Annotated in this window: 24 protein-coding genes; 15 read left to right on the top strand and 9 right to left on the bottom strand. The window is 60.0% G+C overall.

The annotated features are described in order from the left end of the window. The first annotated feature begins 394 nt into the window (after positions 1-394). From N1078_RS16075 to trhP, 4 genes are all read left to right on the top strand, one after another. On the top strand, positions 395-655 hold the full coding sequence (locus N1078_RS16075) for a DUF4212 domain-containing protein (RefSeq protein WP_274089164.1): 261 nt from the start codon (positions 395-397) through the stop codon (positions 653-655). Positions 656-658: 3 nt separating this feature from the next. Then, positions 659-2,428 (top strand): sodium:solute symporter family protein, encoded by a 1,770-nt coding sequence (locus N1078_RS16070; RefSeq protein WP_274089163.1) that lies wholly within the window; start codon positions 659-661, stop codon positions 2,426-2,428. 83 nt (positions 2,429-2,511) lie between these two features. Further along, positions 2,512-3,018 carry a hypothetical protein gene (locus tag N1078_RS16065; RefSeq protein WP_274089162.1) on the top strand — a complete coding sequence of 169 codons (507 nt, stop codon included), beginning with the start codon at positions 2,512-2,514 and terminating at the stop codon, positions 3,016-3,018. Positions 3,019-3,148: 130 nt separating this feature from the next. Then, positions 3,149-4,465 carry a prephenate-dependent tRNA uridine(34) hydroxylase TrhP gene (gene trhP, locus N1078_RS16060; protein ID WP_274089161.1) on the top strand — a complete coding sequence of 439 codons (1,317 nt, stop codon included), beginning with the start codon at positions 3,149-3,151 and terminating at the stop codon, positions 4,463-4,465. A gap of 9 nt (positions 4,466-4,474) precedes the next feature. On the opposite strand, the gene N1078_RS16055 is transcribed toward trhP, so the two are convergent. The 6 genes from N1078_RS16055 to N1078_RS16030 form a co-directional block, all read right to left on the bottom strand. Beyond that, positions 4,475-5,179, bottom strand: coding sequence for a 3'-5' exonuclease (locus tag N1078_RS16055; protein ID WP_274089160.1), 705 nt, complete (start codon positions 5,177-5,179; stop codon positions 4,475-4,477). Beyond that, a complete protein-coding gene (locus tag N1078_RS16050; RefSeq protein WP_274089159.1) occupies positions 5,176-7,107 on the bottom strand; it encodes a putative nucleotidyltransferase substrate binding domain-containing protein in 1,932 nt (643 codons plus the stop codon). Before N1078_RS16050 ends, N1078_RS16055 begins: the two co-directional genes overlap by 4 nt. Before the next feature lie 154 nt (positions 7,108-7,261). Continuing rightward, positions 7,262-7,666 carry a phosphate ABC transporter substrate-binding protein gene (locus N1078_RS16045; RefSeq protein WP_274089158.1) on the bottom strand — a complete coding sequence of 135 codons (405 nt, stop codon included), beginning with the start codon at positions 7,664-7,666 and terminating at the stop codon, positions 7,262-7,264. An 11-nt stretch (positions 7,667-7,677) separates the two neighbouring features. Continuing rightward, positions 7,678-8,844, bottom strand: coding sequence for a porin (locus N1078_RS16040; RefSeq protein ID WP_274089157.1), 1,167 nt, complete (start codon positions 8,842-8,844; stop codon positions 7,678-7,680). A 23-nt stretch (positions 8,845-8,867) separates the two neighbouring features. Further along, positions 8,868-10,487: a methyl-accepting chemotaxis protein gene (locus tag N1078_RS16035; RefSeq protein ID WP_090255050.1), complete on the bottom strand. Its 1,620-nt coding sequence runs from the start codon at positions 10,485-10,487 to the stop codon at positions 8,868-8,870. A gap of 277 nt (positions 10,488-10,764) precedes the next feature. After that, positions 10,765-12,942, bottom strand: a complete 2,178-nt coding sequence (locus tag N1078_RS16030) for a malate synthase G (RefSeq protein WP_274089156.1) — start codon at positions 12,940-12,942, stop codon at positions 10,765-10,767. A gap of 295 nt (positions 12,943-13,237) precedes the next feature. Between N1078_RS16030 and N1078_RS16025 the strand changes: the two genes are divergently transcribed. Then, positions 13,238-13,684, top strand: a complete 447-nt coding sequence (locus N1078_RS16025) for a GNAT family N-acetyltransferase (RefSeq protein ID WP_274089155.1) — start codon at positions 13,238-13,240, stop codon at positions 13,682-13,684. Between the two features lie 25 nt (positions 13,685-13,709). Further along, a complete protein-coding gene (locus N1078_RS16020; RefSeq protein WP_274089154.1) occupies positions 13,710-14,228 on the top strand; it encodes a glycine cleavage system protein R in 519 nt (172 codons plus the stop codon). A gap of 217 nt (positions 14,229-14,445) precedes the next feature. On the opposite strand, the gene rarD is transcribed toward N1078_RS16020, so the two are convergent. The 3 genes from rarD to N1078_RS16005 all read right to left on the bottom strand — a co-directional run bounded on the left by rarD (position 14,446) and on the right by N1078_RS16005 (position 17,394). Next, positions 14,446-15,339 (bottom strand): EamA family transporter RarD, encoded by an 894-nt coding sequence (gene rarD / locus N1078_RS16015; RefSeq protein WP_274089153.1) that lies wholly within the window; start codon positions 15,337-15,339, stop codon positions 14,446-14,448. A gap of 281 nt (positions 15,340-15,620) precedes the next feature. Beyond that, positions 15,621-16,595, bottom strand: coding sequence for a serine/threonine protein kinase (locus N1078_RS16010; protein WP_274089152.1), 975 nt, complete (start codon positions 16,593-16,595; stop codon positions 15,621-15,623). A 64-nt stretch (positions 16,596-16,659) separates the two neighbouring features. Next, positions 16,660-17,394 (bottom strand): ComF family protein, encoded by a 735-nt coding sequence (locus N1078_RS16005; protein ID WP_274089151.1) that lies wholly within the window; start codon positions 17,392-17,394, stop codon positions 16,660-16,662. Between the two features lie 80 nt (positions 17,395-17,474). Between N1078_RS16005 and bioB the strand changes: the two genes are divergently transcribed. The 9 genes from bioB (at position 17,475) to N1078_RS15960 (ending at position 26,735) form a co-directional block, all read left to right on the top strand. Beyond that, positions 17,475-18,530 (top strand): biotin synthase BioB, encoded by a 1,056-nt coding sequence (gene bioB / locus N1078_RS16000; protein WP_274089150.1) that lies wholly within the window; start codon positions 17,475-17,477, stop codon positions 18,528-18,530. 92 nt (positions 18,531-18,622) lie between these two features. After that, complete coding sequence (gene bioF, locus N1078_RS15995) at positions 18,623-19,804, top strand: 8-amino-7-oxononanoate synthase (protein ID WP_274089149.1); 1,182 nt, start codon at positions 18,623-18,625, stop codon at positions 19,802-19,804. After that, the gene (locus N1078_RS15990; protein ID WP_274089148.1) at positions 19,797-20,528 is read left to right on the top strand and encodes an alpha/beta fold hydrolase; all 732 of its coding nucleotides are present in this window, start codon (positions 19,797-19,799) and stop codon (positions 20,526-20,528) included. Before bioF ends, N1078_RS15990 begins: the two co-directional genes overlap by 8 nt. Further along, the gene (gene bioC / locus N1078_RS15985; RefSeq protein WP_274089147.1) at positions 20,521-21,333 is read left to right on the top strand and encodes a malonyl-ACP O-methyltransferase BioC; all 813 of its coding nucleotides are present in this window, start codon (positions 20,521-20,523) and stop codon (positions 21,331-21,333) included. The genes N1078_RS15990 and bioC overlap by 8 nt, the downstream gene beginning before the upstream one ends. Next, positions 21,334-22,023 (top strand): dethiobiotin synthase, encoded by a 690-nt coding sequence (gene bioD, locus N1078_RS15980; protein ID WP_274089146.1) that lies wholly within the window; start codon positions 21,334-21,336, stop codon positions 22,021-22,023. It abuts the gene before it with no gap. Positions 22,024-22,119: 96 nt separating this feature from the next. Continuing rightward, a complete protein-coding gene (locus N1078_RS15975; protein WP_274089145.1) occupies positions 22,120-22,419 on the top strand; it encodes a hypothetical protein in 300 nt (99 codons plus the stop codon). Between the two features lie 65 nt (positions 22,420-22,484). Then, positions 22,485-23,261 carry a putative metalloprotease CJM1_0395 family protein gene (locus N1078_RS15970; RefSeq protein WP_274089144.1) on the top strand — a complete coding sequence of 259 codons (777 nt, stop codon included), beginning with the start codon at positions 22,485-22,487 and terminating at the stop codon, positions 23,259-23,261. 166 nt (positions 23,262-23,427) lie between these two features. Next, complete coding sequence (locus N1078_RS15965; protein ID WP_274089143.1) at positions 23,428-25,233, top strand: phenylacyl-CoA dehydrogenase; 1,806 nt, start codon at positions 23,428-23,430, stop codon at positions 25,231-25,233. Between the two features lie 212 nt (positions 25,234-25,445). Continuing rightward, a complete protein-coding gene (locus N1078_RS15960) occupies positions 25,446-26,735 on the top strand; it encodes a GGDEF domain-containing protein (protein ID WP_274089142.1) in 1,290 nt (429 codons plus the stop codon). Positions 26,736-26,829: the final 94 nt, after the last annotated feature.

Genomic DNA, 26,829 nt, shown 5'->3' with positions numbered 1-26,829 from the left:
CGCTGAGTTCGGAATAGGACATAGGGGCAGCACCGTACCGGAAAGGTCAGGTGTTGCACTCAGTTTTCGCGGCCGCCCTGTTTTTTCAGCTGCTACGCTTATCCGGCCGCGGCCATTTCCGAGCTTTTAAATGCGCTTGCCGCTTGGGTTGAGGCGCTGCGCAAGGGACTGTTGTGCGCAGGTATTGGCAGGCCGCACTGCGCAGGGTGTTAGACCAAGGTGGTGTGGTGACCTGCTGGAACGCCTTAATTTTCAGCTAAGTTATTGTTAATTAAGGATAAATGTAAGGATTCAGTGAGGCGCCCGCCAGCTAAGACCAATGTCTATCTGTCGGCTTGTGGTGTCCTACTGCTAGTTTGAAGCTGTACGAGAATAACAATAACCGGAGGAGTTTATGACTTCTGAAAAAGCTAACGCTGCAGCGTATTGGAAGGCGAATGTTCGGCTGATCACGTGGAGCCTGATTGTCTGGGCAGTGGTCTCATACGGCTTCGCCATACTGCTTCGACCCATGCTGGCAGGCATTTCTGTCGGTGGTACTGACCTTGGTTTCTGGTTCGCTCAGCAAGGTTCGATTATCACCTTTGTCGGGATCATTTTCTTCTACGCGTGGAGAATGAACAAACTCGATAAACAATTCGGTGTCGAGGAATAACCCATGAGCCAGTTTGTAATCAATATGCTGTTTGTGGGCGCCTCCTTCGTGCTCTATTTCGGCATCGCCATCTGGGCCCGTGCCGGCTCAACCAAGGAATTCTATGTCGCTGGCGGTGGTGTTCACCCCGTCACCAACGGCATGGCCACTGCGGCTGACTGGATGTCGGCCGCTTCCTTTATTTCCATGGCGGGGCTGATCGCTGCCGGCGGTTATGCCAACTCCACTTACCTGATGGGCTGGACCGGCGGTTATGTGCTGCTGGCCATGCTGCTGGCGCCTTACCTACGTAAGTTCGGTAAGTTCACCGTGCCAGACTTCATCGGCGACCGCTTCTACAGCAATGGCGCACGCCTGGCTGCCGTGGTGTGCTTGATCATCATCTGCGTCACCTACGTAATTGGCCAGATGGCTGGTGCGGGTGTGGCATTCTCGCGCTTCCTTGAAGTGAGCAACTCCACCGGTATCTGGATCGCGGCTGGCGTGGTGTTCTGCTACGCGGTGTTCGGCGGCATGAAGGGCATCACCTACACCCAGGTGGCGCAGTACGTGGTGCTGATCATTGCCTACACCATTCCTGCGGTGTTCATCTCCCTGCAACTGACGGGCAACCCGGTTCCGATGCTCGGCATGTTCGGTGATCATGTCGAGTCAGGTGTGCCGCTGCTGCAGAAGCTCAATGAAGTGGTTATGGGGTTGGGCTTCACCTCTTACACCGGGGATATCAGCAGCAAGTTGAATATGGTGCTGTTCACCCTGTCGCTGATGATTGGTACGGCGGGTCTGCCGCACGTAATCATTCGCTTCTTCACTGTGCCGAAAGTGGCTGATGCGCGCTGGTCGGCTGGTTGGACCCTGATCTTCATTTCCCTGCTGTATCTCACTGCACCTGCCGTGGCCTCCATGGCTCGCCTGAACCTGCTGACCACCGTCTACCCGCAGGGTGATGCGGCGCCAGCGCTGGTGTATGCAGAGCGTCCGGACTGGGTGAAAACCTGGGAAACGACTGGCTTGATCACGTGGGAAGATAAGAATAGCGACGGCCGTATTCAGCTGTACAACGATGCCGCTCCAGCCTTTACTCCGACTGCTGAAACACGTGGCTGGAAGGGCAACGAGCTGACCGTTAACAACGATATTCTGGTACTGGCTAACCCGGAAATTGCCAACCTGCCAAGCTGGGTAATTGGCTTGATCGCAGCGGGTGCAATTGCGGCTGCATTGTCGACGGCGGCGGGTCTGTTGCTGGCCATCTCTTCGGCCGTGAGTCATGACCTGATCAAGAACATGATCAATCCCAAGATCAGTGAGAAGGGGGAAATGCGCGCTGCGCGGATTTCCATGGCGGTGGCGATCCTGTTGGCCACTTGGTTGGGGCTTAATCCGCCTGGCTTTGCGGCGCAGGTGGTGGCATTGGCCTTCGGTATTGCGGCGGCCACGCTATTCCCAGCGTTGATGATGGGGATCTTCTCCAAGCGGGTAAATGACAAGGGCGCGATTGCTGGCATGCTGGTAGGCCTGGTGTTCACCGTTGTGTACATCTTCCTGTACCTAGGTTGGTTCTTTATCCCTGGCACGGCGACCTTCGCCAACACCCCGGATAACTGGATGTTTGGCATCTCGCCACTGTCCATCGGTACTGTGGGTGCGGTGATCAACTTCGCGGTTGCCTACGCCGTGTCCCTCTCTACTGTGGCACCGCCTCAGGAGATTCAAGACCTGGTGGAAAGCGTGCGTACTCCCAAAGGTGCTGGTGGCGCGTTGAGCCACTGAGCATAATCAAGCCTGATCAATGCTGATCAGGGTTTTATCAGCGGGCCTCTTTGTGAGGCCCGTTTTATTTCGGGAGTCAGTCAATGTTGTGGACACTACTTGCCATCGGGGTTGCGGGGCTGGGGGCGGCGGGTATTGCCATGCTGCTGCGCAAACTGACGGGCAATCGTTTGCCGAAGTGGATCATCCCCGCGTTTGGCGGTTTGGGCATGCTGAGTTACCAGATTTACTACGAGTACTCCTGGTTCGAGCATCAGTTGCAGCGTCAGCCGGCGGAGTCCGTGCTGGTATCCAGTGAGTCAGGCGAGGTGTTCTGGCGGCCGTGGACGTTCTTCTGGCCAATGACCACGGCCTTTACGGTGCTCGACAGCAAAAGCCTGCTGCGCGAGGAGGCCGCGGGCAGCAACCTGGTGGCGTTCAACCTGTACCGCTTTGAAAAGCAGCATGTTGATCGGGTCAGTCATCAGCCCCATTTGCTCAACTGCACCACCGCCGAACTGCTGCCGCTTGATGCGCAGAAGAAGCCACTGCTGCAACAGATGAAGCGCATAGAGCGGGACGGTGTGCTTTACCAGCGTGTCTGCTCTTAAGGATTTGTAGATTCACCTGTTGGTACGGCTTTGGCGTTAGCTTGAGGCCGTGTCATAGACACAGATCAATACAGCGCCTTGGTTGGCTCCCTAAAATCGCGACCCCCTTGGTTTCCCGAGCTCGCGGTTTATGGCCACTCTCCCTGCTTATCCTGAATTGTTGTCCCCGGCGGGGACCCTGAAGAACATGCGCTACGCCTTCGCCTATGGCGCGGATGCGGTGTATGCCGGCCAGCCGCGTTACAGCCTGCGGGTGCGCAACAACGAGTTTGACCACGCGCATCTGGCCTTGGGCATTGCCGAGGCACACGCTCAGGGCAAGCAGTTCTATGTAGTGGTGAATATCGCCCCGCATAACGCCAAGTTGAAGACCTTTCTCAAGGACCTGGCACCGGTGATTGAGATGGCGCCGGATGCGTTGATCATGTCTGACCCGGGCTTGATCATGCTGGTGCGTGAACATTTCCCGCAGATGCCGATTCACCTTTCTGTGCAGGCCAATGCGGTGAACTGGGCCAGCGTGAAATTCTGGCAGCAGCAGGGGCTGAGCCGGGTAATCCTGTCGCGCGAGTTGTCGTTGGAAGAAATCGCCGAAATCCGTAGTGAAGTGCCGGGCATGGAGCTGGAGGTATTCGTTCACGGTGCGCTATGTATGGCGTACTCCGGGCGCTGCCTGCTGTCGGGCTATATCAACAAGCGCGACCCTAATCAGGGCAGCTGCACCAATGCCTGTCGCTGGGAATACAACGCCGAGCAGGGCGCTCAGAACGAGCTGGGCGATATCGTGCGCATCGTTGAGCCGACCCTGGGTGTTGGCGCGCCCACCGAACAGGTGTTTTTGCTGCAGGACGCCTCGCGCCCGGACGAGCCCATGCCGGCGTTTGAAGATGAGCATGGCACCTACATCATGAACTCCAAGGACCTGCGCGCGGTGCAGCATGTTGAGCGCCTGGTGCAGATGGGCGTGCACTCACTGAAAATCGAGGGCCGCACCAAATCCCACTACTACGTGGCGCGTACGGCTCAGGTGTACCGCAAGGCGATCGATGATGCCGTGGCCGGCAAACCGTTCGACAAGAGCCTGATGAACACCCTGGAGTCCCTGGCCCATCGCGGTTACACCGAGGGTTTTCTGCGCCGCCATGTGCACGATGAATATCAGAACTATGAGCGCGGCAGCTCGGTGTCCGAACAGCAGCAGTTTGTCGGTGAACTGACCGGCGAGCGGCGTGGCGAACTGGCCGAGGTGCGGGTAAAAAACCGCTTTGCCGTTGGCGATGGTCTGGAGCTGATGACGCCCCAGGGTAATCTGCGCTTTACCCTCGAGCAGCTGGAAAACAGCAAGGGCCATGCTGTGGCAGTCGCGCCGGGCGACGGCCATGTGCTCTACCTGCCTGTGCCACCTGAGGTGCAGCTGGAGTATGGCCTGCTGATGCGCGATCTGTAGGCGCTGCTCTTACATCGAATGCGCGCGCTGGCGACGACGGCTGTTGAGTTGCTGCAGCAGTGCCGGCAGGTTGTCGAGGTGCTGCTGGCGCGCCTTGCTGAACAGAATCAGCGCCAGCTCTGCAGTCACCAGTGCGTCGGCGCTGGCGTGGTGACGTTGTTGTACCTGCAGGCCGAAATGCTGCGTCCAGTCGTCTAGGCCTGCATGCGGCAGTTTTGCCTTGGGGCAGACCAGCGGGGCGATTTCCGCGACATCGAAGAAGGCATGCTGCAAGCGGTAGCCCAGGCTCTGCTTGAGCGCGCGGGCCAGCATGCGCTGGTCGAACTCGGCATGGAAGGCCAGCAGCGGGCTGTCGCCGACAAACTCCATAAAGCTCAGCAGGGCTTCGGCTGGGTCCTCGCCATTGGCGATTTCGCTGGGCGCGATGCCATGGATCAGCGTGCTGGCGCTGGCCTGGTGGCCTTCGCGGAGCAAGGTGCATTCGAATTGCTGACCAAGGTCGATGGCGCCCTGGTCGATTACCACCGCACCAATGGACAGGACTTGATCACGGCGCATATTCAGTCCGCTGGTTTCCAGGTCCAGCACCACTAGGCGCTGCTCGTTCAGCGGACCATCGTTGAGGTAGCAAGTCTCGGCCAGTGCCTGTCGGCGCGTGAGTTGTGCTTGCGTCAGGGCCGGTCGTTGCCCGGTAAACCAGGTGAACTTGCTCATAACTGATACCTCTGCGCCAGACTGCTCTGCAGGCGCTGGGCCTGGCGGAACGATTCACGCAGGATGCGCCGGTCGAGGTGGTTGAGGTGATCGGGGTCGACGCGGTTGGAGTAGGGTAGGCCATCGCGTGACTGCAGCTGGTGCTGCTGCATCCGTGCCTGCTGAATGTAGTGGTAGGCCTCTTCATAGGCTGCGCCATCCTGGGCTTCGATCACTCCCTGCTGAATCAGCGCGCGCAGGCGCTCCAGGGTGTTACAGGCGTTCACGCCATGGGCAAGAGCGAGCAGGCGGGCGCCATCAACAAAGGGCGTCAGGCCCTGCACTTTGAGGTCCAGGGTGTCCTTCTCAGCACCGCTGCGAGCGACCACAAAGTCACGGAACATGCCCACCGGCGGTCGCTGGCGCAGGGCGTTTTCCGCCAGCATGCGCTGAAACAGGCTATTGCCGGCCACCTGCTGCAGCAGGCCTTCGCGCAGGTGATCGCAACCCTCGGTTGTGCCCCACACGGCACGTAGGTCGAAATAGATACTCGAAGCCAGCAGGTTCTCCGGCGTGGCTTCCTGCACAAAACTGCTGAAGCGCCGTGACCACTCGTGGCGTGACAGGCACAGCTCTGGGTTGCTGGCCATGATGTTGCCCTTGCACAGGGTAAAGCCGCACTGCGCCAGGCGTTGGTTGATCTCCTGGGCCAGCGGCAGCAGGCGGCCGCGTATGGCCGCGGCTTCGGCTGCATCGGCGGCTTCGAAGAGGATGCCGTTGTCCTGATCGGTGTGCAGCGTCTGTTCGCTGCGGCCTTCGCTGCCGAATACCAGCCAGGTGAACGGTATGCCAGGGTCGCCCAGGTCTTCCAACGTCAGCTCGATTACCCGGCAGACAGTATGGTCGTTGAGCAGGGTGATCAGCTGGGTGATCTGCGTCGAGCTGGCGCCGTGGGCGAGCATGCTGTCGACCAGTTGGCGCACATCGCTGCGCAGCGCTGCCAGGGTTTCCACCCGCCCGGCGTGGCGAATGGTGCGCGCCAGGTGCACCAGATCGACCCGCTGCAGGCTGAACAGATCCCGCTCGGAAATCACCCCGCACAGCTGGCCATGCTCAACCAGGCAGACGTGGGCGATATGCCGCTCCGTCATGGCCATCGCCGCATCGAAGGCGCTGGCATCAGGTGGCAGATCAAAGGGTGATTGCGTCATCAGGCAGTCGATGGGCTGCGCCAGATCGACACCGTCAGCCACCACGCGACGCAGGTCGCGCAGGGTAAAAATGCCCAGTGGTTTCAGTTTGGGATCAACGATCACAATGCTGCCGACCTGCTGCTCGTGCATCAGCTTGACCGCATCACGCAGCGGCATGTCCGGGCTGCAGCTGATCGGGGTGCGCATGGCCAGCTGGCCGAGGCGGGTGTCGAGCGAATACTGCGCGCCAAGGGTTTCCACCGCGCGCATCTGCACCTGCTGGTTGACTTGATCGAGCAGGCTGCTGACTCCGCGCAAGGCAAAGTCGCGCAACGGGTTGGACAATGAGAACAGCTTGATAAACGCCGGCTTGTTCAGCAGCAGGCAGAAGGTGTCTTCGGCGGCCAGGTGTTCGGTGCGGGTGGCGCGCTCGCCGATCAGCGCAGCCAGCGGGAAGCATTCACCGCTGGTGATCTCGAAGGTGGTTTCCGTGCCGCGCCGTGCCGAATGCGGGCGTTCGCCATGCACGCGGCCCTGTTTGACAATGTAGAAGTGCTCAACCGGGCCGTCGGTCGGCTTGATGATGGTTTCGCCTTCGCCATAGAAGCGCAGCTGGCAGTTCTCCACCAGATACGCCAGGTGGGCGGCATCCATCTGATTGAACGGCGGAAATTTCTGCAGAAAGGCCATGGTGCCATGGATGTTCTGCAATACCGCCGTTTTGCCCGCTTGGGCGATTGCATCTGCGCTGCTCATGGGCGGCCTCACGGTTTTCTCTATGAGCATGATCGACTGGCGCTGTGGGGTAGGCCATTGGACGTAAGTCTAGGCGTTGGGCGGCCTGTGCAAGAGGCATAAAAAAGCCCTTGGATTTTTCAATCCAAGGGCTCTGATGAAGATGCTGCAATGATTAAGGCAGGGTAAAGAGAACCTTCACACTGTCATTCACTGCGGCGGCATCTACATAGCCAATAGCATCGGCTTCAGCGGCCACCTTGGCGATGACATCGGCGTCGCCGCCAACGCTTGGTAGCGGTTGACCCTTGCCGGTGAAGACGAGTCCAGACCAGTACGATTTGAGCTGTGATTCACTCTTGTTGGTCACCGCACTGTAGAACTTGTCCTTGGTTGCAGACCAATCCTTGTGGTCAACGCCTTTCATGGACTTGTCTTTGCCCAGAAAGATGTTACTGACGTCTGCCTGGCTCGGCGCCTTGGCCGCGGCCGGATTAACGATTACTGCGACTTCGGCCTGAGCCAGCGCGCTAACGCTGAGGCACACGGCGACGCAGAGCGTTTGAATGGAATGCTTCATCAATGCTCTCCTCAGAATACGAAGTCGACGCCGACGCTGATGATGTCACCGTCAAAGTTGCGGGCTGGGCTGCCGAGGGCACCGTTGGAACTGTCGGACAGGGCGTTGTCGAAGGCTTCCTGTGCGGTACGGACGAATACGCCGTCATAGCCACCGGAGGTGTCTACGCGTTTGTATTCGCTTTTCAACACGACGTTGGGCAGCAGGTTGTAGTTCAGGCCCAGAGTCCAGGAGTTCTGCCGACCAGCATCGTCGTCCAGTTGGGCGTAAGTCACGTGAGTTAGAAACTCGCCGAAGCGACGGCCGCCCATCAGGTAGAACGCATCAATGGTGCCGCTGTTGTCAGCTTCGATGCTACGCGAGGTCCACTCGTTGCTGGTCAGCCAGGTGCCGTTGTCGTACTGATAGCTAATGGAAGTGAACTTACCCTTCTGCTTATCAATGGTCTGGAAGCGTTGGTTGATCAGGGTGCCACCCAATGCAGCCGGGAGCCTTACGATGTCTTCGATCTCGGTGCTGATATCCGCTTCTACATACCCTACGCGCAGGGTACCGAAGTCATTGGTGGCCAGGCTGATATTGGCGCCAAAGACTTTCTCGTAGTCGATGTCGTGCATCTCGTCGAAGGCGAAGATGTCACGGTTTTTAGCTTGGCCACCGGCGACCTGGAAGGCCAGTGAACCAAAGGACAGCGGCATGTTGTAGACCGCGTCTACACCTTCGTAGTTGGACAGCTGGACTTGGCTGTACACCTCGTCAGGCAAGCGCAGCCACGGGTAGCTGAAGCCTACGTCGATGCTTTCCGAGTACATGTACACCGGGGTGCGCAGGCGGCCGACGCGCAGCATCAGGTTGTCAGTTGTCTGCCAGGACAGGTACAGCCACTCGATATTGGCCTGCCAGTCGTCCTGCGCCGGCTTGGCAGTGACTTGCGCAGTGATGCCCACGGTATCGGTCAGGCCGTACTGGATCTGGGCCCCGAATTTGGACAGCTGGTCGCCGCGCCAGGAGTCAGTGGTTTGGCCGGTGATGCCATAGCTACGGCCATCATCTTCGCCACCGAGGTGGGTGATGCCGACCGTACCAAAGGTATTGAAGCGGTGTTCGCCTTGCTCCAGCGCGAAAGCTGGAGCAGCGGCCAGGCAGATGGCCAAGGGAAGCAGACGAGCTTTAAACATGCAGTGATGCTCCTGTGTTCAGGTTAAACGCGGAATTGGGCAGTCGCCGCGCGCAGATGATCCCCTGTGCTGACCAACTGTTCGCCGAGACGAGCCGTTGCTTCTGCACCTTGAGCGGTTGCTTGTGCGTCCTGCTGCAACACTTGTGTATCTTGCTGGATGGAACTGGAAAGGCCGATTTGTTCCTGGGTGAACTGCGCGATACCAGCATTAAGCTGATTGATATGGCCGACGGCGCCGGCAATCGCTTCGAGTATCTGGGTGGCTTGCACGGAGCGCTCGATGCTCGCCTGAGCTTTTTCGCCATTGGCGGTCATCACGCTGAGCACACCATTGGCGCTGTTCTGTAGACGCAGGATGATGTTCTGGATTTCGGCGGTGGAGGCGGCGGTTTTCGAGGCCAGGTTGCGTACTTCATCGGCTACTACGGCAAAACCCCGGCCTTGCTCGCCCGCCCGCGCGGCCTCGATGGCGGCGTTGAGTGCCAGCAGGTTGGTTTGCTCAGCAATGCTGCGAATCACGGTCAGTACTGAGCCCACCTGCTGGGTTTCCTCTTCCAGCTGCTGCATGGCACTGACAGCACCCATTACGCTGCTGCCGAGGTCGCTGATGCTGCTCGACAGACTGCCGATGTTCTTGCGCGCCTGATCCGCCTGCTGCGAGGCTGCCCCGGCTTCTTCGGAGGCCTGTTGTGAACGGTGGGCAACCTCCTGAATGCTGTTGGTCATCGTCAGAATGTCACGGCTGATCGAGTCGGTATGGCCTTGCTGCGAACGTGAGTTTTCCTTGGAGTCTTGAGTCAGCCGGTACAGTTCCTGGGACATGCCGGCGAGCGGGCTGGCAGCTTCGATGATCTGGCGGATGGTGCCTTGCAGCTTGTCGATAAAGCTGTTGAACAGCTGAATCATTTCACCGATTTCATCATTGGAGTCGACATTCACTCGGCGAGTCAGGTCGCCATCACCCCGGGCGATTGCCTGTAGTGAGGTGATCACGCCACGCACGTTGGTCATGGTGCCGCGAATTACCAGCACTGAAGCAATGCTGATTAGCAGTACCAGAATGGCTGACAGAGCAAAGCCCACGCGGGTGGTGGTGGCGTTGTCCGTGCGGGTTTGCGCCAGGGTTTCCTGAAAGTCTTCATATGCATGGGTACGGAACGCATTGCCGAGTTTTTGCGCTTCACCCAAGTCACTGGCCATGCGGCCCAGGTTGGGCGCCAGGTCTTCAAAGCTGGCGCTGCCTTTAATCAGCTGCTCCGAAGCGGGCAGGGCGTTGTCCGCGTAACGCTGTATGGCGCTCCGCCAGGCGTCCAGTTCCTGGCGGCGGTCCGCTTGGGTGACCAGGGTCTGCAGTTCCTGCTGCATGTCCGCAATGTCAGTCAGGACTTTGCGCGCTTCATCGAGGGTTTCCAGCTCTCCGGCGGCGACTGCGCTATTAAGCAGGCCCGGTAAACGTGAGTACTGGAAGATCACCGCATCGGCCTTCTCCAGGGTAGGGAAGCTATTGGTTTCCAGGGTGACCAGGCGCACATCGTTGTTTGCCAGTTGTAGCGAGGTGTAGCCCACGAACAGCAGCAGACCCAGCAAGGCAATGGCGGGCAGCAGTAAGAACTTCAGTGTCAGCGAGAGATTTTTCAACATGGCAGATGTACCCAAAGAGGGGCGCGGAGTATACCGAGTTCACATAGTGGCGTAATGCCGCTTTTCGGTCATTTTTTAGTCATATTCCGTTATGGCTATATTATGGTTTCGGCTGGCATGCCTATTCCTATAGCCAATAAAGTGAGTATCTGCTTGAAATTGTCGAACAAAAGCGAGGCCGCCAGCCTGATGCAAGTCACTGTGCCTGTGCTTTGCTGGCGGCCAATAATAAAAAACCGCCCTGAAGGGCGGTTTTTTATGTGGCTACAGCTGCGGATTACAGGCCGTTGGCGGCTTTGAACTCGCGGCGGCGGCGGTGCAGGACCGGCTCGGTGTAGCCGTTCGGCTGCTTGGCGCCTTCGACCACCAGTTCCAGGGCGGCCTGGAAGGCGATGTTGCTGTCGAAGTTCGGTGCCAGCGGACGGTACAGCGGGTCAGCTGCGTTCTGACGGTCAACCACCGGTGCCATGCGCTTGAGGCTGGCAACGATCTGCTCTTCAGTAGCGATGCCATGACGCAGCCAGTTGGCCAGCAGCTGGCTGGAGATGCGCAGGGTGGCGCGGTCTTCCATCAAGCCGACGTCGTTGATGTCCGGCACTTTCGAGCAGCCAACACCCTGGTCGATCCAGCGCACCACGTAACCGAGGATGCCCTGCGAGTTGTTGTCCAGTTCGTTCTGGATTTCCTCGGCCGACCAGTTGGTGTCCTGCGCCAGCGGAATGCTCAGGATGTCATCAACAGACGCTGGCACGCGCTTGGCCAGTTCAGCCTGACGGGCGAACACGTCAACCTTGTGGTAGTGCAGCGCGTGCAGCGCGGCGGCGGTTGGCGACGGTACCCAGGCGGTGTTGGCGCCGGCCAGTGGGTGAGCGATTTTCTGCTCGAGCATGGCGGCCATCAGGTCGGGCATGGCCCACATGCCTTTACCGATCTGTGCACGGCCTTGCAGGCCAGTGGCCAGGCCGACATCGACGTTGTTGTTCTCGTAAGCGGCGATCCACTTCTCGTTTTTCATGGCCGCTTTACGCACGACGGCGCCAGCTTCCATGGAGGTGTGGATTTCGTCGCCGGTGCGGTCGAGGAAGCCGGTGTTGATGAACACCACGCGCTCGCTGGCGGCTTTGATGCACGCTTTGAGGTTGACGGTGGTGCGACGCTCTTCGTCCATGATGCCGACTTTCAGCGTATTGCGCGTCAGGCCAAGGACGTCTTCAACGCGGCCGAAGATCTCGGTGGTGAACGCCACTTCTTCCGGGCCATGCATCTTCGGCTTAACGATGTACATGCTGCCGGTGCGGGTGTTTTTGCGGCTGGTGTTGCCATTCAGGTTGTGCACGGCGATCAGGCTGGTAAACAGCGCGTCCTGGATGCCTTCCGGAATCTCGTTGCCTTGGGCATCGAGAATCGCCGGGTTGGTCATCAGGTGACCGACGTTACGAATGAACAGCAGGCTGCGCCCGTGCAGGGTCAGCTCGGAGCCGTCGGTCTGGGTGTAGACGCGGTCCGGGTTCATGGTGCGGGTGAAGGTCTGGCCGCCCTTGGCCACTTCTTCGGACAGGTCGCCCTTCATCAGGCCCAGCCAGTTGCGGTAGACCACAACTTTGTCATCGGCATCGACCGCGGCAATGGAGTCTTCGCAGTCCATGATGGTGGTCAGCGCCGCTTCCATGAGCACGTCTTTAACGCCGGCAGCATCGGTCTGGCCGACTGGGGTGCTGGCGTCGATCTGGATTTCGAAGTGCAGGCCGTTGTGCTTGAGCAGTACGGCGATTGGCGCTTCGGCAGGGCCTTGGAAGCCAACCAGTTGCGTGTCATCACGCAGGCCGCTGTTGCTGCCGCCTTTGAGGGCGACCACCAGCTTGCCGTCAACAATGCTGTAGTTGGTGGAGTCGACGTGCGAGCCTGCCGCCAGCGGTGCGGCATCGTCGAGGAAGGCGCGGGCGAAGGCGATGACTTTGTCACCACGAACCTTGTTGTAGCCACGGCCTTTTTCGGCACCGCCTTCTTCGCTGATCGCATCAGTGCCGTACAGCGCGTCGTACAGCGAGCCCCAGCGCGCGTTAGAGGCGTTCAGGGCGAAGCGCGCGTTCATCACCGGTACAACCAGCTGCGGGCCAGCCAGACGGGCGATTTCTTCGTCGACATTCTGGGTGGTGGCCTGGAAGTCAGCCGGCTCTGGCAGCAGGTAGCCGATTTCCTGCAGGAAGGCTTTGTAAGCCGCTGCATCATGGGCCTGGCCGGCGCGGGCTTGGTGCCATGCGTCGATCTGTGCCTGGATCTGGTCGCGCTTGGCGAGCAGGGCGTGGTTTTTCGGTGCCAGGTCATTGATGACCGCTTCGGCACCTGCCCAGAACGTCTCGGCACTCAGGCCGGTACCGGGGATGGCTTCGTTGTTCACGAAGTCGAACAGCACTTTGGCAACCTGCAGGCTGCCTACTTGAACGCGTTCAGTCATCACTTGCCTCACTCTGCTCAGCTCTACTCAATAGCCGCGTCGGACATGGGTAATAAGTCATGTAGTCCGAGGCGCGGCATACTACATCAAGATCAGGGGAAAATCAGTCGGTGCGCGTCGCGCTGCGACTAGGAAGTGCTTTGCAGTCACTCTGTGCGACCTTTTGTCGCTACATTCTCCTAATATTGTTTCATATAAAGCAAAAAACAGTACACAGTTAATTGTGCGTATCGCGCTCAATCTGTTTGTCCGGGCTTACCTATACTGCTCTGCACCTTTAGGGAGTGCGAATCTTATGCCTGTACACGCCGCCACAGTTGCAGACTTGGATGAGCTGAGCGAGATGTTTGGCGCCTATCTTGGGTTTTATAACGTCGACAAACCCGCGGCGCAGGTGCGCGACTTTATTGCCGCTCGGCTGGACAACGCCGACTCGACGATTCTGCTGGCCCGTGATGAGCAAGGCGGCGCATTGGGCTTTGTTCAGCTCTATGCCTTTTTTGCCTCGCTAGCGTTGCAGCCGGCTTGGTTGCTGAGTGATCTGTATGTCTGCGAGCAGGCGCGTCGTCAGGGTGTCGGTGAGGCGTTGATGAACGCCGCTCGCGCGCATGCCGAAGCCACCGGTGCCTGCGGTTTGCAGTTAGAGACGGCAAAGAGCAATCTGCCAGGACAAGCCCTCTATGAACGCCTGGGTTATGTGCGTGATGAGGCGTTTTATACCTATTGGCTGGGGTTGAATTGAGCAGCCGCTGAATAAGGAGCAGAACATGGATCATCTGGTACTGACGGTTATCGCCCAGGATCAGCCTGGGCTGGTCGAGCGTGTGGCTCAATGCATCAGCGAGCATGGTGGCAATTGGCTGGAAAGCCGCATGTCACGCATGGCCGGCCAGTTCGCCGGGATACTGCGGGTCGATGTGCCACTGGCGGCGCATGCTGGGCTGGTCTCGGCGCTGGAGGCGCTGCAGGCGCAGGGTATTCGCGTACAGGTCGCGGCCGGTGGTGATGCGCCGACGAGCGTCTGGCAGCCGATTCGCCTAGAGCTGGTGGGCAATGATCGCCCGGGTATCGTGCGCGATATCACCCGTTTGCTGAGCAGTCAGGGCGTCAACCTGGAGAGCTTGAACACCGAGGTGGTGCCGGCGCCGATGAGTGGCGAGCTGCTGTTTCAAGCCCAGGCACTGCTGGGCGTGCCGCAGAGCCTGAGCCTGGAACACCTGCAGGGCCTGCTGGAAAGCCTGGCCGATGACCTGATGGTGGAGCTAAAACTGCGGGTCGAGGAGTAGCCTGTGGGGGTTATCCCCGCCCCGTGTGGATAACTCTGTGGGTAGCATGAGGAGCCCCGGAGCACTGCTTAGTGCCCCGGGGCTTTTGATTAACTGCTTAAAAAATAAGCACTTAACCTATGGTTGTGCACAAAGGCCGGGGATGCTTCTGTGGATAACCGTGGGGCAACCCGCTGCAGCCCAGGCGGGCTATGTGTTGCAGCGGGCTGGTTGTTTTTTAAACAGGTCGGCGTTTGCGCAGGGTCAGCCAGGCGTCGACGCTGTAGATCGCCAGGCCAGCCCAGATGCAGATAAAGGCCAGCAACTTGCTCGGGTCGAAATGCTCGCCAAACAGGAAGATCGCCTGCAGCAGTACCAGGGTCGGGGCCAGGTACTGCAGAAACCCCAGGGTGGTGTAGGGCAGGTGGCGGGCGGCGGCGTTGAAACACACCAGGGGCACCAGGGTGATCGGGCCCGCGACAATCAGCCAGAGCGCTTCCGGGGTGCTCCAGAAGTCCGCTTGAGTGCTTATGGCGACGGGATTGAGCAGCAGCCAGCCGATTGCCAGCGGCAGCAGTAGCCAGGTTTCCACCACCAGGCCGGGCAGGGCCGCCACAGGCGCCTGTTTGCGAATCAGCCCGTAGAAACTGAAGGTCAGTGCCAGCACCAGGGAGACCCAGGGAATGCTGCCAACCTGCCACAGTTGCTGCAGCACGCCCAGCGCGGCCAAGGCCACGGCCAGCCACTGCAAACGACGTAGGCGCTCGCCGAGAATCAGCATGCCCAGCAGCACGTTGACCAGTGGATTGATGTAGTAGCCCAGGCTGGCTTCGAGCATGCGCCCGTCATTCACCGCCCACACATAGACCAGCCAGTTGCTGGCGATCAGCAGACCGCTGAGTGTCAGCACGGCGAAGCGTTTAGGGTTGTTGAGCAGCTCGCGCAGCCAGCCGGGGTGCTTCCACACCAGCAACAGCAAGGCACCGAACACTGCAGACCAGAGCGCGCGGTGCACGATGATTTCCACCGCCGGTACGCTTTGTATGGCTTTGAAATAGAGCGGGAACAGGCCCCAGATGATGTAAGCGGTTATGCCAAGAATGTACCCGCGACGCGGGTTGACGGTGGTCATGCTGGGTCCTTGCTTAGGCTGCTAACTAAAGACCGGGGATTCTAGTCGCGGCGCAAGGGCTTGTCTGGTCGTTCAGCTTGGCTGTCAGGGGCCTGCACCGAATTAGTGTAAATATGACGTTACACGGCGCGCGCAACTGTTAGGCCTGTGCCCTCTATTCGCTGCCGTTGGGCACAGGTCTTAGGCCGGCGCGCAACTCCCAGCATTGCGCGCTATGGGGACCGCCTTGTGTGCTCGCCGTCCAGCGCATCGCCATATTGAGGTTCGGGGCAGCGCGTCGATCAGAACAGCTTGAGCGGCTCTTCATCCAGGGCGGCCATTTGCTCGCGCAGGATAAGGATCTGATCGCCCCAGTAACGCTCGCTGCCGAACCAGGGGAAGCTCATCGGGAAGGCCGGGTCGTCCCAGCGACGTGCCAGCCAGGCGCTGTAATGCATCAGGCGCAGGGCGCGCAGCCCCTCGATCAGCGGCAGCTCGCGGGGGTTGAAGTCATGGAACTCCTGATAGCCGTCCATCAACTCCGAGAGCTGGCCGAGGCGCTCATGGCGTTCACCGGCGAGCATCATCCACAAATCCTGAACGGCTGGGCCCATGCGGCAGTCGTCTAGGTCGACCATGTGGAAAGTCTCGTCGCGGCACAGCAGGTTGCCGGGGTGGCAATCACCATGCAGGCGTATCGCTTGCACCGGGTTGGCAGCGAACAGCGTGTCTAGGCGCTTGAGTAGATCGCGGGCGACGGACTCGTAAGCCGGCAGCAGGCTGCGCGGAATAAAGTTGCCCTCCAGCAGAGTGGCCAGCGATGCGTGGCCAAAGTTGCTCACCTGCAAGGCTTCACGGTGGGCAAACGGCTTGAGTGAGCCCACGGCATGCAGGCGGCCGAGCAGTTGGCCAAGGCGATACAGTTGGTCGAGGTTGCCGGGCTCTGGCGCGCGGCCGCCGCGCCGGGGAAATAGCGCAAAGCGAAAGCCGGAATACTCGAACAGGGTTTCGCCATCGCGCACCAGTGGGGCCACCACCGGCACTTCACATTCGGCCAGCTCGAAGGTGAAGCTGTGCTCTTCGCGGATCGCCGCATCGGTCCAGCGATTGGGGCGGTAGAACTTGGCGATCAGCGGCGTTTCATCCTCAATGCCCACCTGATACACGCGGTTCTCATAGCTGTTTAGCGCCAGCACGCGGGCATCGCTGAGGTAGCCGATGCTCTCCACGGCATCCAGCACCAGGTCGGGCGTGAGTGCAGCAAATGGATGGGACATGGGCGACTCCGGTGAGTGGGCCGCAAAGTGTAACCCTTATGTCGCTGCGGATGGCTGGCCGCGCTCAGTCGCCCGGTTTGGGAGTGCGCGCCAGGCAATACACATCCACACGCGCCGCGCCGGCTTTTTTTAATAGGCGCGCCAGGCTTTCGGCGGTGGCGCCGGTGGTCAGCACGTCATCAACCAGCGCGACATGCAGGCCTTTGACCTGGCTATCCACCGCCAAGGCAAAGGCCTTGCGCAGATTGCGTTTGCGTGTGGCGGCATCCAGTTGCTGCTGCGCCGGGGTGTCGATAGTTCGCAGTAGCCAGTGCGGTTGCAGGGGTATCTGCAGTTGGTGGCTGAGCCATTGGGCGAGCAACCCTGCTTGATTGAAGCCGCGCTGGCGTTGGCGTTTGTCTGCTAGCGGCACGGGCAGTAGTAGCGCGGGTTTGCTCAGGCCGTCATCGAAGGCGTGGCGCAGATGATGTGACAAAAGCTCGCCGAGCAGACGTCCAAATGGCCACTTGGCCTGGTGCTTGAACCGAGTAATCAGGCTGTCAATGGGGAAGGCGTAGCGCCAAGGCACCTCAACCTTGCTAAAGCTCGGCTGCTTTTTCAGGCAGGCTCCGCACACCAAACCCTGGCTGGGTAATGGCAGGGCGCAGACCTGGCAATGTCCGCCCAGCCAAGGCAGTTCTGCCTCGCAGTTGGTGCAGATAGGCAGTGCGCCATCTGCAGCTTCATCGCAGAGTAGGCAGTATTGTTTGTTTTTTAACCAATTGTAAACCTGGTTGGTTTGGTGAGGTTGACAGCGCATAAGCCTTCCATAATTATGCCGAGCATCCGTGTCGCGCCTGTTGAATCTAGCAGTGCGCCGCCAACAATAAGGAATTACCGATGAGCGCCACCACCGCTGCCAACCTGCGTCACGACTGGACTCACCCTGAGGTCAAGGCGCTCTTCGAACAACCGTTCAACGACCTGCTGTTCGCCGCGCAGACCGTGCACCGTGCGCACTTCGATGCGAACCGCGTGCAGGTCTCGACCCTGCTGTCGATCAAAACCGGCGCCTGCCCAGAAGACTGCAAGTATTGCCCGCAGTCCGGCCACTACAACACCGGCCTGGAAAAGGAAAAACTGCTGGAAGTGCAGAAGGTGTTGGAGGCCGCCGCTGAGGCCAAGGCCATCGGCTCCACGCGCTTCTGCATGGGCGCGGCGTGGAAGCATCCGTCGGCCAAAGACATGCCTTACGTGTTGAAAATGGTTGAAGGTGTGAAGGCCCTGGGCCTGGAAACCTGCATGACCCTGGGCAAGCTGGATAAAGACCAGACTCAGGCGTTGGCCGAGGCGGGCCTGGACTACTACAACCACAACCTGGACACCTCGCCGGAGTTCTACGGCAACATCATCACCACCCGTACTTACGCCGATCGCCTGGAAACCCTGGCCTACGTGCGTGACTCGGGGATGAAGATCTGCTCCGGCGGCATCCTCGGCATGGGCGAGTCGCTGGACGACCGCGCAGGCCTGTTGATCCAGCTGGCCAACCTGCCGGAGCATCCGGAGTCGGTGCCAATCAACATGCTGGTGAAGGTCAAAGGCACGCCACTGGCCGATGAGCAGGACGTTGACCCGTTCGACTTCATCCGCATGCTCGCCGTGGCGCGGATCATGATGCCGCAGTCGCACGTGCGCCTGTCCGCCGGTCGCGAGGCAATGAACGAGCAGATGCAAGCTCTGGCCTTCTTCGCCGGCGCCAACTCGATTTTCTACGGCGAGAAGCTGCTGACCACCGCCAACCCGCAGGCCAACAAAGACATGCAACTGTTCGCCCGCCTCGGCATCAAGCCAGAAGAGCGCGAAGAGCATGCCGACGAAGTGCATCAGGCCGCTATCGAGCAGGCCCTGGTCGAGCAGCGCGACTCTAAGCTGTTTTATAACGCTGCCGTCTGAAGTCGGAGGGCGGGTGAGCGTCGTTTCACCCGCCCTGCCTAGTCCTTTGTAGGGTGGCTAACCCGTTTGCGGTTATCCACCGGGTCCTGCCTATGTCTTTCGATCTTGCCTCTCGCCTCGCCGAGCGCCGCAGCGCCAACCTCTATCGCCAGCGCCCTCTGCTTGAATCGCCGCAGGGGCCGTTGGTCACCGTTGATGGCCGCCAGTTGCTGGCCTTCTGTTCCAACGATTACCTCGGCCTGGCCAATCACCCACAGGTGATTGAAGCCTGGCGTGCTGGCGCGGCGCGTTGGGGCGTCGGAGGTGGCGCGTCGCATCTGGTGATCGGCCACAGCACCCCGCACCACGAGCTGGAAGAGGCGCTTGCCGAATTCACCGGGCGGCCGCGTGCGTTGCTGTTCTCAACCGGCTATATGGCCAACCTCGGCGCGGTCACGGCGTTGGTCGGGCAGGGCGACAGCGTGCTGGAAGATCGCCTTAATCACGCCTCGCTACTGGATGCCGGGCTGCTCAGCAACGCGCGGTTTTCCCGCTATTTGCACAACGATGCAGTGAGCCTGGCCAATCGCCTGCGCAAAGCCACGGGCAATACCCTGGTGGTCACCGATGGCGTATTCAGCATGGATGGCGACTTGGCCGACCTGCCGGCGCTGTGTGCTGAAGCGCGTCGCGCCAATGCCTGGGTGATGGTCGACGATGCCCATGGTTTCGGCCCGTTAGGCGCCACCGGCGGCGGCATCGTTGAGCACTTTGGCTTGGGTGTTGAGGATGTGCAGGTGCTGGTCGGCACGCTCGGCAAGGCGTTCGGCACCGCCGGCGCCTTTGTCGCCGGCAGCGAGGAGCTGATCGAAACCCTGGTGCAGTTCGCACGGCCCTATATCTACACCACCAGTCAGCCGCCTGCGTTAGCCTGCGCCACGCTGAAAAGCCTAGAACTGCTGCGCAGCGAGGATTGGCGCCGCGAGCATTTGCATGCACTGATCAAGCGCTTCCGCGAAGGTGCCCAATCCATCGGCCTTGAGTTGATGGACAGCGCCACACCAATCCAGCCGATCCTGATTGGCGACAGCGCTCGTGCCATGCAGCTGTCGCAGATGCTGCGTGAGCGTGGCCTGCTGGTCACCGCAATTCGTCCGCCCACTGTGCCGGCCGGCAGTGCCCGCCTGCGCGTGACCCTGTCCGCGGCGCACAGCCTGGAGCAGCTGGAATTATTGCTGGAAGCCCTGGCCGAGTGCTGGCCGCTGTTGGCGGGCGAGGGTGCCGTGCATGCGTGAGCAGCTGATTTTGTTGCCGGGCTGGGGCCTGGGAACTGCGCCGTTGCAGCCCCTGGCTGAGGCCTTGCGCGGGCTTGATCCGCATCTGCATGTGGCGATTGAGCCGCTGCCGCAATTGGATTCCAGTGCCCCGGCTGACTGGCTGGACGAGTTGGATGCCAGGCTGCCGCAGGACGCCTGGCTGGGCGGTTGGTCCTTGGGCGGCATGCTTGCGGCTGAGCTGGCGGCGCGTCGTGGCGAGCATTGTCGCGGCTTGCTGACGTTGGCCAGTAACTTGCGTTTTGTTGCCGAGCCGAGTTGGCCAAGCGCCATGGCCGACGAAACCTTTGCTGGGTTTCGTCAGGGCTGTGCTGCCAATACGCCCGCTACCGTGAAGCGCTTTGCCTTGCTTTGCGCCCAAGGTGCGGCGGATGCTCGTGGTCTTTCGCGGCAGTTGCTCGCTGCCGCGCCGCCGTCTCAGCCGGCCGCGCTGCTGGCTGGATTGGATGTGCTGGCTGCCTTGGATACGCGCGTTGCGCTGCAGGCGGTTGTCGGCCCGCAGTTGCACCTGTTCGGCGGCGCTGATGCGCTGGTGCCGGCTGCCGTGGTTCAGGCTTTATTGGCGGAGCTGAAGGATGTTGAGGTTGGTTTGATTGAGCACGCCAGCCACGCCTTCGTCCTTGAGCGTCCCGCTGCAATCGCCGCAGCTATTCAGAGTTTTCTGCGTGGGGCCGGTCATGACTGATCTAGCTGAACATGCACGCGGCGGCCTGCCTGATAAGCGTCAGGTAGCGGCCTCTTTTTCCCGGGCGGCGCAGAGCTACGACAGTGTGGCGGCTTTGCAGCGCAAGGTCGGCCAACAGCTTCTGGCGCAGTTGCCCAGCTCGATCAGCCCCGCACGTTGGCTTGATCTGGGCTGCGGCACCGGCTATTTCAGTCGCGCCCTGGGTGAGCGCTTTCCGGCCAGTCAGGGTGTGGCGTTGGATATCGCCGAAGGCATGCTGCAGCACGCCCGGCCGCTGGGCGGCGCGCAGCAGTTTGTTGCCGGCGATGCTGAGCGTCTGCCGCTGCAGGATCAGTCCTGCGATCTAGTGTTTTCCAGCCTGGCGTTGCAGTGGTGTGCGGATTTTTCGGCGGTGCTCAGTGACGCCGCGCGCGTATTGCGCCCCGGTGGTGTGCTGGCCTTTAGTAGTTTGTGCGTCGGCACCCTGCAGGAGTTACGTGACAGTTGGCAGGCGGTGGACGGTTTTGTCCACGTCAATCGCTTCCGCCAGTTTGAGGATTATCAGCGCCTATGTGGCGACAGCGAGCTGGCGCTATTAAGCCTGCACACCGCACCTGAAACGCTGTATTACCCCGATGTGCGCAGCCTGACCCATGAGCTGAAAGCCCTCGGCGCGCATAACCTTAATCCCGGTCGGCCGGATGGTTTGACGGGGCGGGCGCGGATGTTGGCGTTGCTTAAGGCCTATGAGCAGTTTCGCCAGCCGCAAGGGCTGCCGGCGACCTATCAGGCGCTCTACGGCGTGTTGCGTAAGGAGGTTAACTAGATGACTCAGGCATTTTTCGTCGCCGGTACCGATACCGAGATCGGTAAAACCACTGTCGCTGCCGGCCTGTTACATGCAGCGCGACTGGCGGGTTTGTCTACGGCTGCGGCCAAGCCGGTCGCTTCGGGCTGTATGTTGACCGTCGATGGATTGCGCAATGACGACGCCCTGGCGTTACTGGGCGAATGCACCCTCAAGCTGCGCTACGAAGAGGTCAACCCGCTGGCATTTGCACCCGCCATTGCCCCTCACCTGGCTGCACGCGAGGCCGGTGTATTGCTGGATGTGGCGGCGCTACAAGGGCCGGTGCAAGCCATTCTGGATAAGCGTGCAGACTTCACCGTGGTTGAAGGCGCGGGCGGTTGGCGCGTACCGCTGGCCGGGCAGGCGACGTTGTCGGATGTGGCCATTGCCTTGCAGCTGCCGGTAATTCTGGTGGTCGGTGTGCGGCTGGGCTGCATCAATCACGCGCGGCTGACGGCCGAGGCGATTTTGCGTGACGGTTTGCCATTGGCAGGCTGGGTGGCAAATATTGTCGACCCACTGACCTCGCGCCTTGAAGACAATTTAGCAACACTGGCAGAGTGGTTGCCCGCGCCTTGTTTGGGTTATGTACCACGCCTGACGGAGGCTACGCCGGCTGCGGTTTCCAGTTATCTCAACCTCGATCTTCTGCGCAACCCGCTATAAGCAGGCGAATTGCCATAGCCTTTTGTCTGTACGTTTTTCGAGCACTTTCTGCTTAAATCTATTTCATTAGTGGTTGGTTAAAGCGGGAGCTTAAGCATGGAAATCTCAGGCAGCGCCTTCAACTCGGGTATCAGCACCATTCAATCCGGGCAGCGCCGGGTCGATCAGGCCGCGGCGGACATCGCCAGCAACGCGCTCACCCAGCCGCAGCAGCCGAATTCCACGCCGCCGGCTAATCAGGTCAATCCTGCGCCCAGCTCGGCCGAGCAGACTCGTCCCGATTTGGCGGAAAGTCTGGTCGCCTTGCGCCAAGGCCAGAATGAGGCGCAAGCGGGTGCCAAGGTGGTGAAAACTGCTGATGAGGTGCTCGGTACCCTGATTGATACCACGGCCTGAGTCGCCGCCCCGGACGCACTCAAGGCGGTTAAAGGGGTAGGCAACTCCGGGCAAGGAATCATTGCATGCAGATTGGCGGCGCATCGTCTTATCCTGCGGCTGTAGCCAATCCTCTGCTGGCTCGTCTTCTTGTGGCGAGCGTTTCCCCCGATGTTTCCCCTGACATTACCCGCGCCACTCAAGCCCCCGTCACTGCTCCTCAGGCGTTAGCCGATGAGCAATCGGCCTCTGCGCGTGAAGAAGCCGATAACCCCGCTGACACCTCTACCAACGCCGATACCTCCGCGCGCACTCAAGGCGAGCCAAGCCCCGAGCAGCAGCAACGTCAACAGCTCGAAATTGCTGAGCTGGTCAGCCGTGATCAGGAGGTGCGCAGCCATGAGCAAGCCCATGCGGCAGTCGGCGGACAATATGCGGGGGCGCCAACCTATACCTACACGCGTGGCCCGGATGGCAAACGTTATGCAGTGGGCGGCGAAGTGGGTATCGATACCAGCCCCGTGGCGAATGACCCTGAAGCCACACTCAGCAAAATGGATGTGGTGATCCGCGCCGCGTTGGCGCCCGCCGAACCCTCGGCGCAAGACCGCCAGGTGGCGGCGCAAGCCTTGGGGCAGATGGCCGAGGCGCGGGTTCAGCTGGCGCAACTGCAGCGCAGTGAAGTGCAGGCCGGTACGGAGGCGCGTGTCGAGCGGCGGCGAGAGGGTGAAGAAGAATCCGCCGGCGATGACCCGTCTGTTGCGCCTACCCAGCAGAACCGGTCGCCGCCACCTAATCTTGGTCTGTACGCGCAGCTGAGTGGTTTGCAGGAGCCAACTCCACTTGTCGACCTGATGACTTAAGTGGCGCTTGGGGTGCTTGACATTAAATAGGCATAAACGTATGTTTCAAACGCTTGTTTGATTAGCCTGTTTGCCAATGCGGCAGCCAGGCACCGGGATTGCTCCCGAAAACGACCGAATATCCGGTCACCTACACATTAAGAATCCACCGCAGAGGTCAACCGCTATGCCTGATTACAAGGCCCCCTTGCGTGATATCCGTTTCGTACGCGACGAACTGCTCGGCTACGAAGCGCATTATCAGAGCCTGCCTGGCTGCCAGGACGCTACTCCAGACATGGTCGACGCCATCCTTGAGGAAGGCGCCAAGTTCTGTGAGCAAGTACTGTCTCCGCTGAACCGTGTAGGTGACACCGAAGGTTGCACCTGGTCCCCGGAAGGCGTGAAAACCCCTACCGGCTTTAAAGAAGCCTATCAGCAGTATGTTGAAGGCGGCTGGCCGAGCCTGGCGCACGATGCTGACCATGGCGGCCAAGGCCTGCCGGAGTCGCTGGGTCTGGTGCTGAGCGAAATGGTCGGTACCGCTAACTGGTCGTGGGGCATGTACCCAGGCCTGTCGCACGGGTGCATGAACACCATTGCTGAGCACGGCACCGATGATCAGAAGCACACCTACCTGACCAAGCTGGTATCCGGTGAGTGGACTGGCACCATGTGCCTGACCGAGCCACATTGCGGTACCGACCTTGGCATGCTGCGCACCAAGGCCGAGCCTCAAGCTGACGGCACCTACAAGATCTCAGGCACCAAGATCTTTATCTCCGCTGGTGAACACGACATGGCCGATAACATCGTCCACATCGTACTGGCGCGTCTGCCCGACGCACCACAAGGCACCAAAGGCATTTCCCTGTTTATCGTGCCGAAGTTCACGGTCAGCACTGAAGGCAATGTCGGTGAGCGCAACACCGTCACCTGCGGCTCGATCGAGCACAAAATGGGCATCCACGGTAACGCCACCTGCGTAATGAACTTTGATGGCGCCACCGGTTACCTGATCGGTCCAGCCAACAAAGGCCTGAACTGCATGTTCACCTTTATGAACACTGCACGTCTGGGTACCGCTCTGCAGGGTCTGGCCCATGCTGAGCTGGGTTTCCAGGGCGGCCTTAAGTACGCTCGTGAGCGTCTGCAGATGCGTTCGTTGACTGGCCCGAAAGCGCCGGACAAGGCTGCTGACCCGATCATCGTCCACCCGGACGTGCGTCGTATGTTGCTGACCATGAAGGCCTTTGCCGAAGGCAACCGCGCGATGGTGTACTTCACCGCCAAGCAGGTTGATATCGTCAAATACAGCAAAGACGAAGCTGAGAAGAAAGCTGCAGACGAACTGCTGGCCTTCCTCACGCCGATCGCCAAAGCGTTTATGACCGAAGTGGGCTTCGAAGCCGCTAACCACGGCATGCAGATCTACGGTGGCCACGGCTTTATCGCTGAGTGGGGCATGGAGCAGAACGTTCGCGATTGCCGTATCTCCATGATGTACGAAGGCACTACCGGTATTCAGGCCCTCGACCTGCTAGGTCGTAAGATTCTGATGACCCAGGGCGGCGCGCTGAAGAACTTCACCAAGATCGTGCACAAGTTCTGCCAGACCAACGAAGCTAACGACGCCATCAAAGGCCTGGTTGAGCCGTTGGCCAAGCTGAACAAAGAGTGGGGCGACATCACCATGAAAGTGGGCATGGCCGCCATGAAAGACCGTGAAGAAGTCGGTGCCGCTTCGGTGGATTACCTGATGTACTCCGGTTATGCCTGCCTGGCGTACTTCTGGGCTGACATGGCGCGTCTGGCGGCTGAGAAGATTGCAGCTGGTGCTGAAGATGAGGCGTTCTACAAAGCCAAGCTGCAGACCGCCAACTTCTACTTCGCGCGTATTCTGCCGCGTACCCGTACGCACGTAGAGGCGATGCTGTCTGGCGCCAACAACCTGATGGACATGGCCGAAGAAGACTTCGCGCTGGGCTACTAAGCCTCAGTCCGTATCTGGTCAAGAAAACCGCTGCCCTTTGGGTGGCGGTTTTTTTATGGCCGCTCATTCGCGATCGCTCGCCATGAACCGTTGGCCGGTTAAGAACGCACGCACTAGCCGGTGGATTTAACAGCGGTTCTGGATGCGCAATGTGCGTGCTACAGGCAAAATACGCGGCGTTAACTACTTTTCGCCGCTACATGGTGCCCGTTTTGTCGCGTTTTTCTGCTGTGCGTTTCGGCCATTTTCTGCCTTCGTTGCTGCTTCTGCTCGGTGGTTTTCTGTTAGCGCGATTGGCCGGCCTGAATGAGTTCCTCACATCACTGTTCAATGTGCTGCCGACCTTGCTGCTGTTGCTCGGTGGCGCGTTCTGTTTGGCGTACGGTCGCCAGCGAGAAGTGTTCCTGCTGTTGACGCTTTATCTGGGTTACTTCCTGCTCGATACCCAGGTCGATCACTTCCGTGAAATGGGGCAGGTGCGCAGCGACGCGGCGCTGATCTTCCACCTCTGTAGCCTGTTGTTGCCGCTGCTCTACGGGCTCTATGCCGCCTGGCAAGAGCGTACTCATCTGCTGCAGGACCTGATCGCCCGGGCAGCGGTCCTGTTCGCCGTGGGTGCGGTGGCGGTGGGCATGGCGCAGCGTTTTCCTGAGGCATTGCTGCATTGGTTGTCGCGGGTGCGTTGGCCGGCGTTGCAGGTGGAGTGGTTGGCGCTGGTGCAGTTGGCCTATCCGGCATTTTTGTTAGGGCTGATTGCGCTGCTGGTGCAGTACCTGCGGGCGCCACGGCCATTGCATGCGGCGCAGTTGCTAGGGCTGTGCGGTGTGTTGTGGGTGCTGCCGAATATCTTCATTTTGCCTAATGCGCTGAATGTGATGAGCAGCCTGATCATGCTGATGCTTATAGCGGCTGTCGCGCATGAGGCCTATCAGATGGCTTTTCGCGATGAGCTCACGGGTCTGCCGGGCCGCCGCGCCCTGAATGAACGCCTGCAGCGACTGGGTCGCAGTTATGTGATCGCGATGGCTGATGTTGACCACTTCAAGAAGTTCAACGACACCCACGGCCACGATGTCGGCGATCAGGTGCTGCGCTTGGTCGCCCGCCAGCTGAGCAAGATCGGCGGTGGTGGTAAGGCTTACCGCTACGGCGGCGAGGAGTTCACCCTGGTATTTCCTGGCAAGACGCTTGAGGAGTGCCTGCCCCATCTTGAGGTGGTACGTCAGGCCATCGCAGCCTATCGCATCCAGCTGCGCGACCCACACACGCGCCCGCAAGACGACAAGCAGGGGCGGGCACGTCGCGGCGGCAGTGCGGCGAGTCATGTGTCGGTAACCGCCAGCATGGGGGTGGCTGAGCGAGGCCTGGAGCGGCGCAACCCTGAAGAGGTGTTAAAGGCCGCCGACCAGGCGTTGTACAGCGCCAAGAGCGCCGGGCGTAATTGCGTCCGCAGTTTTGACCTGCGCCGCGGCGCGCTCAAAAACGACAGTGCGCGCGCCTAAGGCCTTCAGCTAATGACAGTGTATTCAGCATTCGCACGGTGATTGTTGCTGTCCGGCGGGGGCCGTAGCGTAGGTGCTAAATCAACGCCCTAGC

The sequence above is a fragment of the Pseudomonas sp. MIL19 genome (assembly GCF_028680365.1).
Taxonomy (GTDB): domain Bacteria; phylum Pseudomonadota; class Gammaproteobacteria; order Pseudomonadales; family Pseudomonadaceae; genus Aquipseudomonas; species Aquipseudomonas spirodelae.
The sequence above is the reverse complement of the archived record's forward strand: the minus strand, read 5'-3'. Positions and strand labels throughout refer to the sequence as shown.

Excerpts from the sequence above, each read along its gene's own strand:
- N1078_RS16005 (WP_274089151.1), bottom strand. The coding sequence starts at position 17,394 with ATGCGCTGTCAACCTCACCAAACCAACCAGGTTTACAATTGGTTAAAA.
- N1078_RS16070 (WP_274089163.1), top strand. The coding sequence starts at position 659 with ATGAGCCAGTTTGTAATCAATATGCTGTTTGTGGGCGCCTCCTTCGTG.
- N1078_RS16075 (WP_274089164.1), top strand. The coding sequence starts at position 395 with ATGACTTCTGAAAAAGCTAACGCTGCAGCGTATTGGAAGGCGAATGTT.
- N1078_RS16045 (WP_274089158.1), bottom strand. The coding sequence starts at position 7,666 with ATGAAGCATTCCATTCAAACGCTCTGCGTCGCCGTGTGCCTCAGCGTT.
- N1078_RS16065 (WP_274089162.1), top strand. The coding sequence starts at position 2,512 with ATGTTGTGGACACTACTTGCCATCGGGGTTGCGGGGCTGGGGGCGGCG.
- rarD (WP_274089153.1), bottom strand. The coding sequence starts at position 15,339 with ATGACCACCGTCAACCCGCGTCGCGGGTACATTCTTGGCATAACCGCT.
- bioD (WP_274089146.1), top strand. The coding sequence starts at position 21,334 with ATGACTCAGGCATTTTTCGTCGCCGGTACCGATACCGAGATCGGTAAA.
- N1078_RS15965 (WP_274089143.1), top strand. The coding sequence starts at position 23,428 with ATGCCTGATTACAAGGCCCCCTTGCGTGATATCCGTTTCGTACGCGAC.
- N1078_RS16030 (WP_274089156.1), bottom strand. The coding sequence starts at position 12,942 with ATGACTGAACGCGTTCAAGTAGGCAGCCTGCAGGTTGCCAAAGTGCTG.
- bioF (WP_274089149.1), top strand. The coding sequence starts at position 18,623 with ATGTCTTTCGATCTTGCCTCTCGCCTCGCCGAGCGCCGCAGCGCCAAC.
- N1078_RS15970 (WP_274089144.1), top strand. The coding sequence starts at position 22,485 with ATGCAGATTGGCGGCGCATCGTCTTATCCTGCGGCTGTAGCCAATCCT.
- trhP (WP_274089161.1), top strand. The coding sequence starts at position 3,149 with ATGGCCACTCTCCCTGCTTATCCTGAATTGTTGTCCCCGGCGGGGACC.
- N1078_RS15990 (WP_274089148.1), top strand. The coding sequence starts at position 19,797 with ATGCGTGAGCAGCTGATTTTGTTGCCGGGCTGGGGCCTGGGAACTGCG.
- N1078_RS16025 (WP_274089155.1), top strand. The coding sequence starts at position 13,238 with ATGCCTGTACACGCCGCCACAGTTGCAGACTTGGATGAGCTGAGCGAG.
- bioC (WP_274089147.1), top strand. The coding sequence starts at position 20,521 with ATGACTGATCTAGCTGAACATGCACGCGGCGGCCTGCCTGATAAGCGT.
- N1078_RS16050 (WP_274089159.1), bottom strand. The coding sequence starts at position 7,107 with ATGAGCAGCGCAGATGCAATCGCCCAAGCGGGCAAAACGGCGGTATTG.
- N1078_RS16040 (WP_274089157.1), bottom strand. The coding sequence starts at position 8,844 with ATGTTTAAAGCTCGTCTGCTTCCCTTGGCCATCTGCCTGGCCGCTGCT.
- bioB (WP_274089150.1), top strand. The coding sequence starts at position 17,475 with ATGAGCGCCACCACCGCTGCCAACCTGCGTCACGACTGGACTCACCCT.
- N1078_RS15975 (WP_274089145.1), top strand. The coding sequence starts at position 22,120 with ATGGAAATCTCAGGCAGCGCCTTCAACTCGGGTATCAGCACCATTCAA.
- N1078_RS16020 (WP_274089154.1), top strand. The coding sequence starts at position 13,710 with ATGGATCATCTGGTACTGACGGTTATCGCCCAGGATCAGCCTGGGCTG.
- N1078_RS16055 (WP_274089160.1), bottom strand. The coding sequence starts at position 5,179 with ATGAGCAAGTTCACCTGGTTTACCGGGCAACGACCGGCCCTGACGCAA.
- N1078_RS16035 (WP_090255050.1), bottom strand. The coding sequence starts at position 10,487 with ATGTTGAAAAATCTCTCGCTGACACTGAAGTTCTTACTGCTGCCCGCC.
- N1078_RS16010 (WP_274089152.1), bottom strand. The coding sequence starts at position 16,595 with ATGTCCCATCCATTTGCTGCACTCACGCCCGACCTGGTGCTGGATGCC.